Genomic DNA, 18420 nt, shown 5'->3' with positions numbered 1-18420 from the left:
TTCAAAGTCCCGAAAAATTAGGTTTGCGTTTCTCGCGGAAAGCCGTGACCCCTTCGGCGCGATCTTCGCTGGCCGAAATGGCGGCACTTCCGAGCGCCTCAGCCATGGCGCCGCGATCTTCACCCGCCGCGACATGGATCATCGATTTCGTGATTTCGACGGCGCGGGGCGACAGCCCGAGCGCACGGTCGATCAGGGTCTGTGCTGCCGCGCGCGGATCGTCGGAGACCGCGGCCACGAAGCCGACCGCCAAAGCCCGCTCGGCTTTCACCCGGTGACCGAAAAGTGCCATCTCCTTCACCATCGGTTCGGGCAGCAGACGCATCAGCCGCTGCGTGCCCGACCAACCGGGAACGATCCCGACGCCAGCTTCCGGGAGGGCAAGGCTGGCGCCGGGTGCCATGACCCGAAGGTCGCAGGCTGCGGCAAGTTCGAGACCGCCCCCGAAGGCGTGTCCGTTCAGCGCCGCAATCGTCGGCTTCGAGAGGCCCGCCAGCCGGTCGAAGATCCGGTGCCCGTCGCGGACCCAATGCCGCGCGAACTGGGCGGGGCTCAGATCGCCCCAACCGTTGATATCCGCCCCGGTGCAGAAGGCCCGGTCGCCCTCGGCGCTCACCAGCACGCAGCGAATCTCGACGTCTCGTTCGATCCGATCGAGATGCGCCTCGAGCGCGCTCAGCATCTCCACTGTCAGGGCGTTCATCTTCGCCGGGTTGTCGAGGCGCAGCTCCGCCACCGCGCCGTCGATGATCAGGTGAATATCGCTCATGGCGTCCACCCCATCGGGGCATCGGCAAGAAGCTTCGTGGACATGGTGACGGCATTCTCCGCCACACGCACCCGGCCCTCGGAAGCGCCGACGATATCGCGCTCGGAATCGATCCCCGGCATGATTTCGGTCGCGATGAGCCCCTTGTCATCGAGCCGCATCACGCAGCGCTCGGTGATATAGAGCACTTCCTGCCCCTGCTCGCGCGCACGCTCCCCGGAGAAGGTCACATGCTCGACCCGGTCCACCATCTTGGTGAACTTGCCGGGCGCACGGACGCGGATTCCGGTCGCGTCCATTTCCATCTGCGCCCCGGCCTCGAACCAGCCCGAGAAGACGATCTTGCGCGCATGGGCGGTGATATCGACGAAGCCGCCGCAGCCAGCGGTCAGGTAAGGTTTCTTGCCGAGCTTGGAGACATTCACATTCCCCTCTACGTCGACTTCGAGAAAGGACAGGAAGGACATGTCGAACCCGGCGCCCTGGAAATAGATGAACTGCTGCGGCGAGGGCACGTAGCCATCGGCATTCGATGCGCAACCGAAGGCGAAGCCGGTCAGGGGCATACCGCCCACCGCGCCTTGTTCGATCGCCCAGGTGACCGCGTCGGGATGGCCTTCCTCGAGCAGAATACGCGGCACCATCGCCGAAATCCCAAAGCCGAGATTGGCCGTCATGCCTCCGCGCAGCTCCATCGCCGCGCGCCGTGCGATCACCTTCTCGATCCCGTGCTCGGCCAGTTCGAAGCTCGACCACGGACGCATTACCTGACCCGAAATCGCCGGATCATAGGGAGTCTCGCAGGTCTGCTTCTGATCCTCATCCACGACGACGTAATCCACGAGGTGCCCCGGCACGCGGACGTCATGGGGCCGCAGGGAGCCCGCCGCGGTGACGCGCTCCACCTGCGCGATCACCAGCCCGCCATTGTTGCGCACCGCAATCGCCTGCTCGAGCCCGCCGAGATAGGCGCCCTCGTGCTCATAGGTCAGATTGCCGCGCTCATCGGCGGTGGTCGCGCGCAGGATGCAGACATCGGGGTAGATATTCGGGAAATGGAGCCAGGTGTCGCCATCGAACTCCACCCGGCGCACGATGGGCGCGCCTGCTGCGCGATCGTTCATCGCACAGCCCTCGCGCTCGGGATCGACGAAGGTTTTCAGACCGACCTTGGTCATCACCCCCGGACGCCGCGCAGCCGCTTCACGATGCATGTCGAACAGGATGCCGGAGGGCACGTTATAGGCGGTCACCCGATCCTCGACGACCATCTTCCAGATTTCCGGCATCGGCAGGTTCGACGAACCCGACGGATAGGATCCGGCCAGAACCGTGTCGAGCAGACCATCCTTGGCGATATGGTCGATGCCCTTCACACCGTACATGTCCCCCGCGGCGATCGGATGGATCATGGTCAGGTTCTGCGGATGGTGCTCCTGATCGAAGCGCTCGCCGATCGCCTTGAGCACGGAATCGGGGCAGCCCAATGCCGAAGACGAGGACACCGTGATGATAGCGCCATCCGCGATTTTCCCCACTGCTTCCGATGCACTGACGATCGTGCCCATAGTTCGCTTCTCCCAATCCAAATTGCCGACCCCAGACAAGATTTCAGTCGACGCGCCCCAAAAAGACTCAGCAAATAGGAACGTTCCAAATATCTATAGGAACGTTCCAAATTTGTGTCAAACGTTTTTAACTGAGCAAACTCATTCGATAGGACATGGAAACGAGGCGATCGCGCGAAGAGGCCCCTTTTTGCCGGGCTAAGGAGGTCGGCGGCCCGCGCAGAGCCTTGACGATGAGGAGCAACTGTCAACGGCGGGGTAAAATCCTGCCATCGGCGGCGCAAAAAACGGCGACTTCGGTGTAAGGGCGCGACGCGCACTATGAGACAGCGACCGGTCAACCGCGCTCCCCAGGTAGCGGGCAGTTGACTGGCCGCCTTGGCCCGTGAAGGCCAAGCCTTCATCGGCTGGATCAGGCGGCGTCGGTGGACTTGCCTGCGCGGCTTTAGGCGAGCCGCTAATCGCGCTGAAGAGATGGCGAGCCAATGCTCATCTGGGCGCGCCAGCAAATCCTTTCCGCATTTGCTCCACTGAACCGGATCCGGTGCGCCCGAATCTTATCGTTGCGCCTCAGGGTCGAGCCTCACGAACGATATTCATAACCCGCCTCATGAAATTCACATGCGGGACAGTTTTTGAGACAAAATCAGGCCCAAAACAGAGAAAAGCTCGGAAAACCGAAGTTTTCCGAGCTTTTCGCTTGGTTTATGGTGCCCAGGAGAGGACTCGAACCTCCACGCCTTGCGGCACACGGACCTGAACCGTGCGCGTCTACCAATTCCGCCACCTGGGCAGGTGTCGTGGAGCGCGAGATACATAGCGGCGCTGGGACTGTCAACGGGGATCGACACGAAAAATTCGCAAGCTTCGACTCTTCGGGTCTTTGGCCTTGTTCCCGCGGGGGCGAGGCGGTAATCAAAGAACGAAATTCTTGCAAGGAAAGGCCTCTGCCCATGTCCAAGCTGGTTACGATCTACGGCGGTTCGGGGTTCGTCGGGCGCTATATCGCGCAGCGCATGGCAAAGGACGGTTGGCGGATTCGCGTTGCGGTCCGGCGTCCGAACGAGGCGCTCTTCGTCAAACCCTACGGTGCGGTCGGGCAAGTCGAGCCGGTCTTCTGCAACATTCGCGACGATGCCAGCGTGCGCGCGGCGATGCAGGGCGCGGATGCGGTGATCAACTGCGTCGGTATTCTCGTCAACGAAGGCAAGAACAAGTTCGGCGCCGTGCAAGCCGAAGGTGCGGGTCGCGTGGCGCGTATCGCCGCAGAGATGGATGTGCCGAAACTGGTGCAGATCTCGGCCATCGGCGCCAATCCCGACAGCGAGAGCGAATATGCCCGCACCAAGGCTGCAGGCGAGAAGGCGGTGCTGGACGCCTATCCGCAGGCCGTGATCCTGCGCCCCTCGATCATTTTCGGCAACGAGGACGGGTTCTTCAACAAATTCGCCTCGATGTCGCGCTTCACCCCGATCCTTCCGATCACGGGTGGTCACACGAAATTCCAGCCGGTCTTCGTCGATGATGTCGCGAAGGTCGCGGTCATGGCAGCGGACGGGAAAGTCTCGCCCGGCACCTATGAGCTCGGCGGGCCGGATGTGGAGACCTTCCACGACCTGATGAAGCAGATGCTGACGGTGATTCACCGTCGTCGCCTCGTGCTGTCGCTGCCCCGCTGGGTCGCAAGCATCCTCGGCGGCGTCTTCGATCTGGGTCAGGCGGTCACCGGCGGTCTGTTCACGAACCGCATCCTCACCCGCGATCAGGTGAAGAACCTTCAAGCTGACAATGTCGTGTCCGAGGGCGCGAAAGGCTTCTCCGATCTCGGAATCCAGCCTATGGCAATGGAAGCGGTGATGCCCGGCTACCTGTGGCGCTTCCGCCCCGGTGGGCAATATGACGATATCAAAGCTTCGGCGAAGAACCTTCGCAAGACATAACCCCCTCCTTCCTCCCCGGTGCCGCTTGCGGCACCTCTCTGACCTAGGCGGTATTTCTTGAGCTATCTGAACGACGTTCTGCTCGGTGTGATCGAAGGGATCACCGAGTTTCTCCCGATTTCGAGCACTGGCCACTTGATCCTGGCCGAACATTGGCTTGGCACGCGCTCGGATACCTACAACATTGTCATTCAGGCCGGGGCGATCCTTGCCGTAACGCTGATCTATTGGCGTCGCCTGATGGAGCTGCTGTTCAACTGGCGCAATCCGGAGAACCGCGACTATCTCGCGAAGCTCACCGTGGCCTTCCTGATCACCGCCGTTTTGGGCCTGATCGTGAAAAAGATGGGCTTCGAGCTGCCGACAACGATCCAACCCGTCGCCTGGGCGCTGGTGATCGGCGGTTTCTGGATGCTGTTTGCGGAACGCGTCGCGGATCGGCAGGCCGATAACAGCAAGATCTTCTGGCGCGTCGCCATCGCGGTCGGGATCGCGCAGATCGTGGCCGGAGTCTTTCCGGGCACCTCGCGCTCGGCCACGACAATTTTCGTGGCGATGCTGCTGGGCACCTCGAACCGGGCGGCGGCGACCGAATTCGCCTTCCTTGTCGGTATTCCCACCATGTACGCGGCGAGCGGTTACGAATTGCTCAAGCAGCTCAAGGATGGGACCGGGGGCAACGAGGATTGGGCCGGGCTCGGCATCGCTTTCGTCGTCTCGACCGTCACGGCCTTCGTCGCGGTGAAATGGCTCCTTGGCTATATTCAGGGGCACCGTTTCACCATCTTCGCGATCTACCGGATCGTGTTCGGCGGGCTCTTGCTGAGCCTTGCGGCGGTCGGTGTACTAGGCTGACGGAAAGCGAATCGCTTTTCGGCAGCACGCCATCCTCAAGAAAATCAGGGTAAAGCAGCGATAAAGTAAACGAAGCTGACCTATTTTGAGCGAATTTGAGGTGCCTTCTCATGCGCCTCTCGCAAAAAATGCACATTTAGGTCAGTCTTGCTTACTTTTATTGCTGTGGCAGGCAGTGTAGTCATGCGCACCCACCGGTTTTCTAGGGAGGCGCCACAATGGCCAAGCAACCGATGCTCAAGTTCGTCAAGACGGCGAAAGAGATGCCTCAGAAGCGCGACGCGAACGTGCGCTCCCATGATTTCAACGAAATCTATCGCGAATACGCGGCCGAGAAGGCCGCCGAGCAGGCGAGCCGCTGCAGCCAATGCGGCGTGCCCTATTGCCACACGCATTGCCCGCTCCATAACAACATCCCCGACTGGCTCCGCCTGACCGCCGAAGGCCGTCTGCAGGAAGCCTACGAGATGTCGCAGGCCACCAACACCTTCCCGGAAATCTGCGGCCGCATCTGCCCGCAGGACCGTCTGTGCGAAGGCAACTGCGTGATCGAACAGTCGGGCCACGGCACCGTCACCATCGGCGCGGTCGAGAAATACATCACCGACACCGCCTTCGACATGGGCTGGGTGAAGCCGATCAAACCGTCGACCGAGCGCGCCGAAAGCGTCGGCATCATCGGCGCGGGCCCGGGCGGTCTGGCGGCCGCCGACGCGCTGCGTCGCGCCGGCGTGCAGGTCACGGTCTATGACCGCTACGACCGCGCGGGCGGCCTGATGACCTATGGCATCCCCGGCTTCAAGCTGGAGAAAGACATCGTCATGCAGCGCGTGAAGCAGCTGGAAGATGGCGGCGTCGAGTTCGTGCTGAACTGCAATGTCGGCACCGATATTTCCTTCGACGCGATCCGCGGCAAGCATGACGCGGTGCTGATCGCGACGGGTGTCTACAAGACGCGCGAACTGACCGACGAGGGCGCGGATGCGGCTGGCATCGTGCGCGCGATCGACTATCTGACCGCCTCGAACCGCAAGAGCTTCGGCGACGACGTGGCCGAGTTCGAAGACGGCACGCTGAACGCGGAAGGCAAGCGCGTCATCGTCATCGGCGGCGGCGACACCGCGATGGACTGCGTGCGTACCGCGATCCGTCAGGGCGCCAAGTCGGTGAAATGTCTCTATCGCCGCGACCGCGCCAACATGCCGGGCTCGCAGCGCGAAGTGCAAAACGCCGAGGAAGAGGGCGTGGAATTCGTCTGGCTCTCCGCCCCTGCAGCCTTCTCGGGCAACCCGGTCACCAACTGCTCGGTGCAGCAGATGCGTCTGGGCGCGCCGGATGCTTCGGGCCGTCAGAGCCCCGAAAAAATCGAGGGCGGCATCTATGACGAAGAGGCCGATCTGGTGATCAAGGCGCTCGGCTTCGAGCCCGAAGACCTGCCCGGCGCTTGGGAAGCCGACGATCTGGAGACCACCCGTTGGGGCACCGTGAAGGCCGAATTCGGCACCCACGCGACCTCGATCCCGGGCGTCTATGCGGTCGGCGACATCGTGCGCGGCGCGAGCCTCGTCGTCTGGGCGATCCGCGACGGGCGCGAAGCGGCGGGCTCGATCCTGCGCTATCTCGAAAACGTGGCGGCGGTGGCGGCGGAGTGATCCGCGCCCTGCCGATCTGAAAAGGAATGTATGCGATGCGGTCGAATTTTCTCGGCATGGCGATCTGCGGGGGGCTGTTCAGCGCCCTGCCCGTCCATGCCGAAGACTTCGCGCCGCCGCAGGGCTGCGAGGTCTTCATGACCGTGCAAATGCATAACTGTCAGGTGGCCAATTACTACCGCTGCGCCGCCGATCCTGAGGGCGATCTGTGGACCGCCTTCGCCGATGGTGAGGGCATCTATTACCTGAGCCATATCGATGCCGAGACACGCTGGCTTGAAAGCGCGTCGACCGATAACGGCGAGATCGAGATGTTCGATCCGGGCGCGTCGAAGGATGCTCCCTCGTTCTCGGCGCTCCTGTCTGACGGCAAGGACGATTACGATTTCGTCACGCGCTCGAATTATCGGGGTCTGCGCCGCTATGTTGGCAACGATACCCTCACGGGCAAGTCGGTCAGCATCGACGATGTCCCGCTCGAGACGATCACCTTCGATCTGCGCGAGGATGACCAGAACGGCCAGACCGTCGCGACCCGCACCGGCACGCAATATATCTCGCGCAAGTATCGCGTGTTTTTCAGCGGCGCGGAGCGGTTCGAGAACGATCAGGGCGACGTTGTGAGCTATGACGACAGCCCCGTGCGCTTCGACTTTCCCGGCGATCCCGGTTTCTCGACCGAGACGCCCGAATATGACTGCGACCTGATGATGACGCAGGCCGATCTTCGGCCCACGCAAGTCAGCCTCGCCCCCCTTTCCCGCTCTTTCTCCAAGGAGGCACTGCAATGACCAAATATGACGAAGCCTGGGTGGCCGCCGAGGAAGCGAAACGCCAGTGGATGAACGAGAATTCACTGTGGAAGGAAGAAGACGAGAAGGCGTCCTGCGGCGTCGGTCTCGTGGTGTCGATCGACGGCAAGGCCTCGCGCCGCGTCGTGGAGAACGGCATCGACGCGCTGAAGGCGATCTGGCACCGCGGTGCCGTGGATGCCGACGGCAAGACCGGCGACGGCGCGGGCATCCACGTCCAGATCCCCGCCCCCTTCTTCTATGACCAGATCCGCCGCACCGGCCACGAGCCGGACATGGAGAAAATGGTCGCCGTCGGTCAGGTCTTCCTGCCGCGCACCGATTTCGGCGCGCAGGAGCGCTGCCGCACGATCGTGGAATCCGAAGTTCTGCGGATGGGTCACTACATCTACGGCTGGCGCCACGTTCCGGTGAACACCGAAGTACTGGGCGAGAAAGCCAATTCGACCCGCCCCGAGATCGAGCAGATCCTGATCCGCAACGACAAGGATATCGACGAGGAGCAGTTCGAGCGCGAGCTTTACATCATCCGTCGCCGCATCGAGAAAGCGGCGATCGCGGCGCAGATCAACGGGCTCTACATGTGCTCGCTGTCGTGCCGCTCGATCATCTACAAGGGCATGATGCTGGCCGAGCAGGTCGCGGAATTCTATCCCGACCTGAAGGACGAGCGCTTCGAGTCCGCCTTCGCGATCTATCACCAGCGCTATTCGACCAACACCTTCCCGCAATGGTGGCTGGCGCAGCCCTTCCGGATGCTGGCGCATAACGGCGAGATCAACACGATCAAGGGCAACACCAACTGGATGAAGAGCCATGAGATCCGCATGGCCTCCTCGGCCTTCGGCGACAGCGCCGAAGACATCAAGCCGATCATCCCGGCGGGGGCGTCCGACTCCGGCGCGCTCGATGCGGTGTTCGAACTGATGGTCCGTTCGGGCCGCAACGCGCCGATGGTGAAGACGATGCTCGTCCCCGAGCCGTGGTCGAAATCCACCGACACGATGCCCTCCGCGTGGCAGGACATGTATGCCTATTGCAACGCCGTGATGGAGCCGTGGGACGGCCCGGCGGCGCTGGCGATGACCGATGGTCGTTGGGTCTGCGGCGGTCTCGACCGCAACGGTCTGCGTCCGCTGCGCTATGTCATCACCGGCGACGGCGTTCTGATCGCGGGCTCGGAAGCGGGCATGGTCCCGGTGGACGAGGCGAGCGTTGTCGAGAAAGGCGCGCTTGGTCCGGGTCAGATGATCGCGGTCGATATGCGCGAGGGCAAGCTCTACCACGACACCGAAATCAAGGACAAACTGGCCGCTGCCCAGCCCTTCGGCGAGTGGGTCGGCAAGGTCACCGATCTGAACGCGATCCTCGTGGACGTGCCGGAAAACCCGAAATTCGCGGGCGGTGAGCTGCGCAAGCGTCAGGTCGCAGCGGGCTATTCGGTCGAAGAGATCGAACAGATCCTTGCGCCGATGGCCGAGGACGGCAAGGAGGCCATCGCTTCGATGGGCGACGACACGCCGCCTGCGGTCCTGTCCAAGCAATACCGCCCGCTGAGCCACTTCTTCCGTCAGAACTTCAGCCAGGTCACCAACCCGCCGATCGACTCGCTTCGCGAAAGCCGGGTGATGTCGCTCAAGACGCGGTTCGGCAACCTCAAGAACGTGCTCGACGAGGATAGCTCGCAGACCGAGATCTGGATCTTGGAGAGCCCGTTCCTCGCGAATTCCGAGTTCGATCACATGCTCAACGAATTCGGCGAGCAGGTGACGATCATCGACTGTACCTTCCCGGCCAATGCCGATCAGGAGGCGCTGCGCGAAGGTCTGACCCGGATCCGTCAGGAAGCCGAAGACGCGGTGCGCTCGGGCGCGCTCCATATCGTGCTGAGCGATGAAGAGCAGGACGAGGACAAGGTCGCGATGCCGATGATCCTCGCGACGAGCGCCGTGCATAGCTGGCTGACGCAGAAAGGCCTGCGGACCTTCTGCTCGATCAACGTGCGTTCGGCGGAATGTATCGACCCGCATTACTTCGCGGTTCTGATCGGCTCGGGTGCGACCACGGTGAACGCCTATCTCGCGCAGGACACGCTGGCCGACCGGATCGACCGCGGCCTGCTGGGCGGCACGCTCGTCGACGCGATGCGCAAATATCGCGATGCGATCGATGCGGGCCTGCTGAAGATCATGTCGAAGATGGGGATCTCGGTGATTTCCTCCTACCGCGGCGGTCTGAACTTCGAAGCCGTGGGTCTGTCGCGCGCGATGGTCGCCGAATATTTCCCCGGCATGCACTCGCGCATCTCCGGCATCGGCCTGCACGGCATCCAGCACGCGCTGGAAGGTGTGCATGCCAAGGGCTGGAAAGGCGGTCAGGACGTGCTCCCGATCGGCGGCTTCTACAAGGCGCGCCGCACCGGCGAGTCCCATGCCTGGGGCGCGCAGTCGATGCACATGCTGCAATCGGCCTGTAACCGCGCGAGCTACGATCTGTGGAAGCAATACAGCTCGATGATGCGGGCGAACCCGCCGATCCATATCCGCGACATGCTGGATATCAAATCGCTGGGCAAACCGGTCCCGATCGAAGAGGTCGAGTCGATCACCTCGATCCGCAAGCGCTTCGTGACGCCGGGCATGTCGCTGGGGGCGCTGTCGCCCGAGGCGCACAAGCTGCTGAACGTCGCGATGAACCGGATCGGCGCGAAGTCGGACTCGGGTGAAGGCGGGGAAGACCCGGCGCATTTCGTGCCCGAGCCCAATGGCGACAACCCCTCGGCGAAGATCAAGCAGGTGGCTTCGGGTCGTTTCGGTGTGACCGCCGAATACCTCAACCACTGCGAAGAGCTTGAGATCAAGGTCGCTCAGGGCGCGAAGCCCGGCGAAGGCGGTCAGCTTCCGGGGATGAAAGTCACCGACCTGATCGCGCGTCTGCGGCACTCGACCAAGGGCGTGACCCTGATCTCGCCGCCGCCGCACCACGACATCTACTCGATCGAAGACCTTGCGCAGCTGATCTACGACCTCAAGCAGATCAACCCGAAGGTCAAAGTGACGGTGAAGCTGGTGGCGTCCTCGGGCGTCGGCACGATCGCGGCCGGTGTCGCGAAGGCGAAGGCCGACATCATCCTGATCTCGGGCCACAATGGCGGCACGGGCGCATCGCCCGCGACCTCGATCAAATATGCCGGTCTGCCGTGGGAGATGGGTCTGACCGAGGCGCATCAGGTGCTCGCGATGAACAACCTGCGCGAACGCGTCACCCTGCGGACCGATGGCGGTCTGCGCACGGGCCGCGATATCGTCATGGCCGCGATGATGGGGGCCGAGGAATACGGCATCGGCACCGCCGCGCTGATCGCGATGGGCTGCATCATGGTCCGTCAGTGTCAGTCGAACACCTGCCCGGTGGGCGTCTGTACGCAGGACCCGGAGCTGCGCGCCAAGTTCACCGGCACGGCGGACAAGGTGGTGAACCTCATCACCTTCTACGCTCAGGAAGTGCGCGAAATCCTCGCCTCGATCGGTGCGCGCTCGCTCGACGAGGTGATCGGTCGCGCCGATCTTCTCAGCCAGGTGAGCCGCGGTTCGGCCCATCTCGACGATCTGGACCTCAATCCGCTCCTGATCACCGTCGATGGCTGGGACAAGATCGTCTACGACCGGTCCAAGCCGCGTAACTGGGTCTCGGACACGCTCGATGCGGAGATCATCAAGGATGGTCATCGCTTCTTCGAGGAAGGCGAGAAGATGCAGCTCTCCTACGCGGTGCGCAACACGCTGCGCACCATCGGGACGCGCGCCTCGAGCCATATCGTGAAGAACTTCGGAATGCGCAACGCGCTGCAGTCGGACCACCTGACGGTGAAGCTGACCGGCTCCTGCGGTCAGTCACTGGGCGCTTTCGCGGCGCCGGGGCTGAAGATCGAAGTGTCGGGCGATGCCAACGACTATGTCGGCAAGGGTCTCTCGGGCGGCATGATCGTCGTGCGTCCGCCGATGGCTTCGCCGCTGGTCGCCTCCGAGAACACGATCATCGGCAACACCGTGCTTTACGGCGCGACCGAAGGTCACCTGTTTGCAGCGGGCCGCGCAGGCGAGCGCTTCGCGGTGCGCAACTCGGGTGCGAAAGTGGTGATCGAGGGCTGCGGCTCCAACGGTTGCGAATACATGACCGGCGGCGTCGCGGTGATCCTCGGCTCGATCGGCCCGAACTTCGGCGCGGGCATGACCGGCGGCATGGCCTATCTCTACGATCCGGACAACACGGCGGAAGAGCTGATCAATCTCGAAAGCCTCGTCACCTGCGGGCTGGGCCACGAGCATTGGGAAGCCGAGCTGAAAGGCCTGATCGAGCGTCACGTCGCCGAGACGGGCTCGCGCAAAGGGGCCGACATTCTCCAGCACTGGGAGACCGAGAAGGCGAACTTTCTGCAGGTCTGCCCGAAGGAGATGTTGGCGCATCTGTCCTACCCGCTCAGCGACGAACCGCAGGCGATGCCGGCGGAATAAGGGAACTCTTTCCCCTACGGAACCGTTTCAGAGGGCGAAGCACATGCTTCGCCCTTTGTTCTGTCTGGAGGTAACGATGTCCGAACTGTTGGTGATGGCGCATGAAACCGAGGCCGCGGGTTTCGCGACGCGCGAGGAACTCAGAGCATTGGAAAAAGAAGGGTTTTTCCGGTCGCAGGACATTGTCGTCGTGACCCGCGACGAAAACGGCGAGATTCACGTTCATGAAAACAGCAACACGATGGCGCTTGGCGCGATCGGTGGCGCTGTCTGGGGCGGGCTGCTGGGTCTGGTCTTCCTGTCGCCGGTCGTCGGCGCGGCAATCGGTGCGGGCGCGGGCGCCGTATCCGGCAAGCTCACCGACCTCGGGTTGAACGACTCTTTCCTGCGCGAAGCGGGCGAAAGCCTGCCGCAAGGCGGCTCGGCTGTGTTCATCTTGCTTAAGAAGGGCACCGCTGCAGAGGTCCTCGACCGGATGAAGACCCTAGGCCATGCAAGCGGTCGCGTGCTGCAAATTCCGCTGCCGGAAGATTTCCACGAACGGCTCGAATCCGCCCTGTCTTCGGGCGGCACCACGGCCTTTACCGGCAAGGAAATCACCGGAGGTGCAACTGGAAATCTCGCGCGGATGGTGGGCCCCTCTGCCCTCTAAACCCGCTGTGACCGGGATGTCACTCTTTAACCCGTAGTTAACTTTGCGCCCCACAGGCGCCTTTGTGTCGCCCTGATCTCTGCTTACCAAGTAACGAATAATTTATAATAACGTTACTCGAGCAGCAAAAATGGCAACCTATTACGACCAGTTCTACATCATGGATCCGGGCAGTCCGCCCGCTGCGGGCACGGCGCTTTCACCGACGACATATGAAATTGTCGATCGGAATAACGACAATTGGATTTCCAGCAGCAACAGCGCCCGCGACACGATCAACGGCCAGCGCGTCACCGATGTCTGGCGCGGCGACACGATCACCATCGAGCGTCCGAACGGCGTGCAAGAGACGATCACCGGCGACACGTTCTACCTGCGCGACGGCAGTGCCGTGTTCACGCCGTCCGATGGCACGATCCTCCACAACGCGACCTTCATCAGCTCCACCTATGTCACGCAGAGCACCCAAGCGCCGGTCGGCGATCTGGGGCCGGAATGTTTCCTCGCGGGGACGCGGATCGACACGCCCGACGGGCCGCGACTGGTGGAGCGGCTCAAGGCGGGCGATCTTGTCATGACCGAGGACGACGGGCCGCAGCCTCTTCTTTGGACGGGTGGTCGGGTCTGTCGCGGCGTCGGGGCCTATGCGCCGATCCGGTTCGCGCCGGGGGCTATGGGAAATCGACGCGCTCTTTACGTGTCTCAACAACATCGGATGTTGCTGCGCGGCTGGCGCGCCGAGATCGCCTGCGCCCATAGCGAAGTTCTGGTCGCCGCCAAGCATCTCGTGAACGGCAATAGCATTCGGGTGGCTCCGCGCCCGCGCGTGCAATACCGCCACCTGCTTTTCGCGCGCCATCACATCCTCATGGCCGAGGGCGCGCCGACCGAGAGCCTGTTTCCCGGCAATGTCGTCCTTGAAGACGACCACGGTATCGCGCGCGAAATACGCGCCGCGTGGAAGCGGGTGTCAGATGCGCCGATCGAAACCATGGTAACCGCGCGACAGGTCGCGCGTGGACCGGAATTGACGCTGCTTGTCGCTTGACCCTTCGGGGCACGCTGTGACTTATACGCACATGGCTAAGAGCAAGAAAAAATCGGGCCGCAAACCCGCCAAACGCAGCACGAAATCGAGCGTTTCCAGCAGCATGCGCGCGCCTTTCCGCACCGCCCTGAAATGGGCGCTACGGGGCGTGATGGGCCTCGTTGCGCTGGTGCTTGTGCTGATGGTCCTGTTCAAATTCGTTAATCCGCCGACCACCTGGACGATGTGGAGCGAACGTCAGCGTCTTGGCGCTGTCGATCAGAAATGGGTGCCGATCGAGGATATCGCGCCCGTGCTCGCCCGCTCCGTCGTCGCGGCGGAGGACGCGAATTTCTGCAACCACTGGGGCTTCGACATGCGCGCGATCCGCAAGGCGATCGACGATGGCGCCAATCGCGGCGCCTCGACGATCACCCAGCAGACCGTGAAGAACGTGTTCCTCTGGCAGGGTCGAAACTGGCTGCGCAAGGCGCTTGAGGCGTCGATGACGCCGCTGGCCGAGGCGATCTGGGGCAAGAAGCGGATCTTGGAAATCTATCTTAACGTCGCCGAATTCGACGAAGGCGCATTTGGCGTCGATGCCGCCGCGCATCGCTATTTCCGCACCACGCCCGACAAGCTGAGCGCCCGCCAATCCGCGTTGATCGCTGGCGTCCTGCCTGACCCGAAGGACCGTTCGGCGGCGAAGCCCGGCAGCTTCCTGTCGCGCCGCGCGCAGTCCATCATGGACGGCGCGGCGACGATCCAGAAGGACGGGCGCGCAAGCTGCTTCGAGTGATCACTCGGCCGGTTCGGTCATTGGGCGCATGACGGCGAACAGCTCCGCCACCTTGATCCCGAATTTGCGCATCTGCGACCGGTTCAGCAGCGTCCCGTCCGGCATCAGGTAAATCCAGTCGGTCACGTCGAGCACGTGGCCGCCCGCATCCTCGGGCAGCCGCAACCGATAGCGCATCCGCAGCGCATTGCCCGACTGCTCCATCTCGGCGCGCCCCTCGATATCGTCGGCGGTCGAGCTGATCTCGCCATTCGGCCCGAACTGGATATTCCAGGCGCGGCTCTGGCGCCGACCGGAGGCATATTCGAACTCCTCCTCGATCACGCCGCCATCATTCGTGAACCGCCCCGTCATCACGGCACGGAAGCGCGAGGTGACCCGACCGTCCGGCCCATAGATCATGCCATGCGCCTCGATAGGGCCCTCGAAGGCCCGGCGAATGTCGAATTCCGGGCTTTCCGAAGCGTAATCCGCCGACTTTTGCGCCGGGAATGAGAAGAAGAAATGCCGGATCAAGAGAGCCGCCAGGATCAGAACCGCGAGGGTGAAAAGCAATTTTAACAACATTTTACGCCCTCGCATGTGCCAGTTGGACCTGCACCACATCGGTATGGCCTACCGCGAAGGCCGCCGCGCAGGCTTCGAGATAATAGGACCAGTTGCGCAGGAACTCCGGCCCGAAGCCAAGTTCGGTGGCCCGCGCGCTGCGCTCTTTCAGGCGCGTCGCCCATTGCCGGCAGGTCTCGGCATAGTCCTGCCCGAAGGCGAAGCTTTCCTTCACCGCCAGTCCGGCCTTCGCCGCCTGATCGCGGATCACCCCATCGGACAGAAGCATGCCACCCGGGAAAGTGTATTGCCGAATGAAATCGGAAGTCTCGCGATATTTCGGAAAGTAGGAATCAGACACTGTTATGGCCTGAATCATCGCAGAGCCGCCCTCCGCCAGGCGATCTTTCACCGTTTGGAAATAGTTCGGCCAATAGCGCTCGCCGACCGCTTCGATCATCTCGATCGAAACGATATGATCGAATTTGCCCGGCGTGTGGCGATAGTCCTGCAACCGGATATCCGCCCGCCCGTCGAGCCGCGCATCGGCGTAGCCTTTCTGGCTGGGCGAGATCGTGATCCCGGTGACATGACGCCCCTGCTCGGCCGCGCGTTCGGCGAAATGCCCCCAGCCGCAGCCGATCTCCAGCACCTGTTCCCCGTCGCCCATCTGGTCGAGAATGCGGTCGAGCTTGCGGTTCTGCGCACGGTGCAGATCGTTATCCCCCGGCGCGAAAAGAGCGGAGGAATAGCTCATCCCCTCATCCAGCCAGAGCTGGTAGAACTCGTTCCCCACATCGTAATGCGCCCGGATGTTGCGCGACGCGCCGCGCAGCGAATTGGCACGCATCAGCCGGTCGATTAGCCGGAACTTCAGGTTCGACCAGAAGCCCGCATAGGCGTAACCGTCGACGACATCGAGGTTTTTCAGCGCGAGCGAGAGAAGCGCCTCGATCGAGGAGGTCTCCCACAGCCCCGCGATGTAGGCCTCGCCCAGGCCGACATCGCCGCGCGACGCCATCGCCACCACGGCCTGCCAATCGCGGATTTCCATGTCGGCTTGCGGCTCCCCGCGACCGAAACTGCGCACGGTGCCGTCAGGCAGGCGCAGATGCAGCGTCCCCTGCTCGATCTTCTCGCAGGTCGCGAGGAATTCGCTGCGGATCCGGTTGGTCAGGAAAGGCATCATTGGCTGATCTCCTCGCTGGGGGGTGTGGGCCGCGACAGGTAGCGGGCGCCTTTGAGCTTGAGTCGCAGGGCCTGCCAGTAGATCAGGCCGAGCGTGCGGATCGGGGTGAGCGGGCGGCGCAGCGCCATACCGAGAAGCGCCGCCGAAGTCAGTTTGCGGCGTTGGGTCGCGAGGGTGGCCACGACGCCCTCCTCGCCATTGCGGTGATCGATGCGGATGCGGATGTGCTCGGCTCCGAGGTCGAAGCGGAACCGATATTCCCCGGCGATGGTCTGGAACGGGGAGACGTAGAAGATTTTCGCCGCGTGAAGCTCGGTTTCTGCTGAAATAGGGTCGAAATTTGGGGTAGCGCAGAGATAGGAGTGCCGATCGCCGAAGGTATTGTTTACCTCTGCTATCACGGCGCGCAGGTCATCTTGCGCATCATAGGCCAGCCAGAAATTCACCGGGTTGAACCCGGCCCCGAGGATCTTCGGCTGGGTCAGGAGCCGCAGCTGCGCGATCTCTGGCGCACCGTGGCGCGAGAGCTGTTTACGGACCCATTCGGCCCCCGCGCCGCGGCCGGGCGCCCCGCCGTAATCCTTGTCATGCACCGTCGCGAGGTTACGCCCGCGACGCGAGAAAATCCGGGGCCACGGGCCCGGCGCGTCGGGATCGATCATCACGTAATCGACGTGATAGCGGAACTGGTGGGAAATCGCGCCCCGCCGCGCATGAACCGTATGACCGGGGCAGAACTCGCCGCTCATGCGGGCACCTTTTCGAAGTCGACCTGCGGCTGCGCCCCGCGATTGAGCTCGCGCGCCACCCGAACCGCCGAAGCAAACCCATCCTCGTGGAAACCATGACGGAGCCACGCACCGGCGAACCACGTCCGATTCAGACCCTGTATCGACTGGATTTCGCACTGCGCCTGTATCGCTGCGCGATCGAAGACCGGGTGCCAGAAGACCTCGTGATCGTAGATCGTCTCCTCGGCAATCGGCGTATCGGGGTTCAGCGTGACGAAAAGCGGATCGCTCTCGGGGATGTTCTGCAGCTTGTTCATCCAATAGGTCACGCCAAGCCGCGTCTCATTCGCGCGGGTCTGCGCCTGATAGACCCAGCTCGACCAGCAAGCGCGGCGGCGCGGCATCTGCGCCACGTCGCGATGCAGATAGACGTCGTTGGGCTGATAGCGGACCGCCGAAAGCGCGGCCTGTTCCTGCGGGCTCGGCTTGGCCAGCAGTTTCAGCGCCTGATCGGAATGGGTGGCAATGATGACCTGATCGAACTGATCCGGAAGGGCCTTTTCCGCCGAAATAGTGACTGAATTGCGCTGCCGCTCGATCGCGGTGACCGGCGTTCCGGTGCGGAATTCGACACCGCGAAGACGCAGGGCGGCCTCCAGCCGCTTCACATATTCAATCGATCCACCCGAGACCGTCCACCACTGGTGCTGACCGGTCGCCGACAACAACGCGTGGTTCTCGAAGAAGCGCAGGAGGCTTTTGGCCGGGAATGCGCCGATCTGATCGGCAGGCGTGGACCAGATCGCCCCGCAGATCGGCAGCAGGTAATAGCGCCGAAACCAATCGCCCAGGTTCAGCGCGTCCAGCAGATCATCGATCGTCACGTCGTCGCTTTGCGCGACAGCGACGGCCTTCGCGTTGAACTTCGCGATATCCGCGACCATCCGCAGAAAACCCGGCCGGGCCAAGTTCCGCTTTTGCGCAACGAGACTGTTCAGGTCGCGCAAAGCATATTCGATGCGGCCCTGATCGATCGTCACGCCAAAGCTCATGTCGGATTTCTCGACCGGCACATCGAGCTCGGAGAACAGGCGCGTTAGATGCGGATAATTCGCGTAATTGAACACGATGAACCCGGTATCGACCGGCTGGTCGCCGTTGCGCCCCGCCGTGATCGTGCGCGAATGCCCCCCAAGCCGCGTTTCCGCCTCGTAAATGGTAACGCGATTATGCGGCGCGAGTTGCCACGCCGCCGCCAGACCGGAAATCCCGGATCCGATGATCGCGATGCGTTGCGCATGTGGATGCAGGGCATCAAATGACATTCGAATTCTCCCAAGCTCTTGAAGGCGTAACGGTGCATATT

14 protein-coding genes and 1 tRNA gene are annotated in these 18420 nt (G+C 62.6%); 8 read left to right on the top strand and 7 right to left on the bottom strand.

Annotation, left to right across the window (positions count from 1 at the left end):
• Position 1: 1 nt before the first annotated feature.
• The 3 genes from BMI89_RS08845 to BMI89_RS08835 form a co-directional block, all read right to left on the bottom strand.
• Positions 2 to 769, bottom strand: a complete 768-nt coding sequence (locus tag BMI89_RS08845; RefSeq protein WP_078570644.1) for an enoyl-CoA hydratase/isomerase family protein — start codon at positions 767 to 769, stop codon at positions 2 to 4.
• Entirely contained in the window at positions 766 to 2337 is a 1572-nt protein-coding gene (locus BMI89_RS08840; protein WP_078570643.1) for a CoA-transferase, read from the bottom strand. The genes BMI89_RS08845 and BMI89_RS08840 overlap by 4 nt, the downstream gene beginning before the upstream one ends.
• Before the next feature lie 708 nt (positions 2338 to 3045).
• A tRNA-Leu gene (locus BMI89_RS08835) sits at positions 3046 to 3130 on the bottom strand.
• 160 nt (positions 3131 to 3290) lie between these two features.
• Between BMI89_RS08835 and BMI89_RS08830 the strand changes: the two genes are divergently transcribed.
• The 8 genes from BMI89_RS08830 (at position 3291) to mtgA (ending at position 14588) form a co-directional block, all read left to right on the top strand.
• Positions 3291 to 4277: a complex I NDUFA9 subunit family protein gene (locus BMI89_RS08830; protein WP_078570642.1), complete on the top strand. Its 987-nt coding sequence runs from the start codon at positions 3291 to 3293 to the stop codon at positions 4275 to 4277.
• A gap of 57 nt (positions 4278 to 4334) precedes the next feature.
• Positions 4335 to 5132, top strand: a complete 798-nt coding sequence (locus BMI89_RS08825; protein ID WP_078570641.1) for an undecaprenyl-diphosphate phosphatase — start codon at positions 4335 to 4337, stop codon at positions 5130 to 5132.
• Between the two features lie 218 nt (positions 5133 to 5350).
• Positions 5351 to 6784 carry an NAD(P)-dependent oxidoreductase gene (locus BMI89_RS08820; RefSeq protein ID WP_078570640.1) on the top strand — a complete coding sequence of 478 codons (1434 nt, stop codon included), beginning with the start codon at positions 5351 to 5353 and terminating at the stop codon, positions 6782 to 6784.
• Positions 6785 to 6819: 35 nt separating this feature from the next.
• Positions 6820 to 7575: a hypothetical protein gene (locus tag BMI89_RS08815; RefSeq protein ID WP_246832000.1), complete on the top strand. Its 756-nt coding sequence runs from the start codon at positions 6820 to 6822 to the stop codon at positions 7573 to 7575.
• Positions 7572 to 12110 carry a glutamate synthase large subunit gene (gene gltB, locus BMI89_RS08810; protein WP_078570638.1) on the top strand — a complete coding sequence of 1513 codons (4539 nt, stop codon included), beginning with the start codon at positions 7572 to 7574 and terminating at the stop codon, positions 12108 to 12110. Before BMI89_RS08815 ends, gltB begins: the two co-directional genes overlap by 4 nt.
• Before the next feature lie 76 nt (positions 12111 to 12186).
• Entirely contained in the window at positions 12187 to 12762 is a 576-nt protein-coding gene (locus BMI89_RS08805; protein WP_168176786.1) for a DUF1269 domain-containing protein, read from the top strand.
• Positions 12763 to 12892: 130 nt separating this feature from the next.
• On the top strand, positions 12893 to 13810 hold the full coding sequence (locus BMI89_RS08800) for a Hint domain-containing protein (RefSeq protein WP_078570636.1): 918 nt from the start codon (positions 12893 to 12895) through the stop codon (positions 13808 to 13810).
• Positions 13811 to 13841: 31 nt separating this feature from the next.
• On the top strand, positions 13842 to 14588 hold the full coding sequence (mtgA, locus tag BMI89_RS08795; protein ID WP_078570635.1) for a monofunctional biosynthetic peptidoglycan transglycosylase: 747 nt from the start codon (positions 13842 to 13844) through the stop codon (positions 14586 to 14588).
• Here the strand turns inward: mtgA and BMI89_RS08790 are convergent, their stop codons facing one another.
• The 4 genes from BMI89_RS08790 to BMI89_RS08775 are packed head-to-tail and all read right to left on the bottom strand — an operon-like array spanning position 14589 to position 18379.
• Positions 14589 to 15155: a DUF3833 domain-containing protein gene (locus BMI89_RS08790; protein ID WP_078570634.1), complete on the bottom strand. Its 567-nt coding sequence runs from the start codon at positions 15153 to 15155 to the stop codon at positions 14589 to 14591.
• Position 15156: 1 nt separating this feature from the next.
• Positions 15157 to 16320, bottom strand: coding sequence for a cyclopropane-fatty-acyl-phospholipid synthase family protein (locus BMI89_RS08785; RefSeq protein WP_078570833.1), 1164 nt, complete (start codon positions 16318 to 16320; stop codon positions 15157 to 15159).
• Positions 16320 to 17072 carry a DUF1365 domain-containing protein gene (locus BMI89_RS08780; protein ID WP_078570633.1) on the bottom strand — a complete coding sequence of 251 codons (753 nt, stop codon included), beginning with the start codon at positions 17070 to 17072 and terminating at the stop codon, positions 16320 to 16322. The genes BMI89_RS08785 and BMI89_RS08780 overlap by 1 nt, the downstream gene beginning before the upstream one ends.
• On the bottom strand, positions 17069 to 18379 hold the full coding sequence (locus BMI89_RS08775) for an FAD-dependent oxidoreductase (protein WP_078570632.1): 1311 nt from the start codon (positions 18377 to 18379) through the stop codon (positions 17069 to 17071). Before BMI89_RS08775 ends, BMI89_RS08780 begins: the two co-directional genes overlap by 4 nt.
• Between the last annotated feature and the right edge of the window lie 41 nt (positions 18380 to 18420).

The sequence above is a fragment of the Thioclava sp. F36-7 genome (genome assembly GCF_002020075.1).
In the GTDB taxonomy this organism is placed as follows: domain Bacteria; phylum Pseudomonadota; class Alphaproteobacteria; order Rhodobacterales; family Rhodobacteraceae; genus Thioclava; species Thioclava sediminum.
Note: the sequence above shows the minus strand (reverse complement) of the source record. Positions and strands in the feature narration are given on the sequence as shown.

Bases quoted from the DNA above. Each gene is read 5' to 3' on its own strand.
- BMI89_RS08845 (WP_078570644.1), bottom strand. From the start codon at position 769: ATGAGCGATATTCACCTGATCATCGACGGCGCGGTGGCGGAGCTGCGC.
- BMI89_RS08840 (WP_078570643.1), bottom strand. From the start codon at position 2,337: ATGGGCACGATCGTCAGTGCATCGGAAGCAGTGGGGAAAATCGCGGAT.
- BMI89_RS08830 (WP_078570642.1), top strand. From the start codon at position 3,291: ATGTCCAAGCTGGTTACGATCTACGGCGGTTCGGGGTTCGTCGGGCGC.
- BMI89_RS08820 (WP_078570640.1), top strand. From the start codon at position 5,351: ATGGCCAAGCAACCGATGCTCAAGTTCGTCAAGACGGCGAAAGAGATG.
- BMI89_RS08815 (WP_246832000.1), top strand. From the start codon at position 6,820: ATGCGGTCGAATTTTCTCGGCATGGCGATCTGCGGGGGGCTGTTCAGC.
- gltB (WP_078570638.1), top strand. From the start codon at position 7,572: ATGACCAAATATGACGAAGCCTGGGTGGCCGCCGAGGAAGCGAAACGC.
- BMI89_RS08805 (WP_168176786.1), top strand. From the start codon at position 12,187: ATGTCCGAACTGTTGGTGATGGCGCATGAAACCGAGGCCGCGGGTTTC.
- BMI89_RS08800 (WP_078570636.1), top strand. From the start codon at position 12,893: ATGGCAACCTATTACGACCAGTTCTACATCATGGATCCGGGCAGTCCG.
- mtgA (WP_078570635.1), top strand. From the start codon at position 13,842: ATGGCTAAGAGCAAGAAAAAATCGGGCCGCAAACCCGCCAAACGCAGC.
- BMI89_RS08790 (WP_078570634.1), bottom strand. From the start codon at position 15,155: ATGTTGTTAAAATTGCTTTTCACCCTCGCGGTTCTGATCCTGGCGGCT.
- BMI89_RS08785 (WP_078570833.1), bottom strand. From the start codon at position 16,320: ATGCCTTTCCTGACCAACCGGATCCGCAGCGAATTCCTCGCGACCTGC.
- BMI89_RS08780 (WP_078570633.1), bottom strand. From the start codon at position 17,072: ATGAGCGGCGAGTTCTGCCCCGGTCATACGGTTCATGCGCGGCGGGGC.
- BMI89_RS08775 (WP_078570632.1), bottom strand. From the start codon at position 18,379: ATGTCATTTGATGCCCTGCATCCACATGCGCAACGCATCGCGATCATC.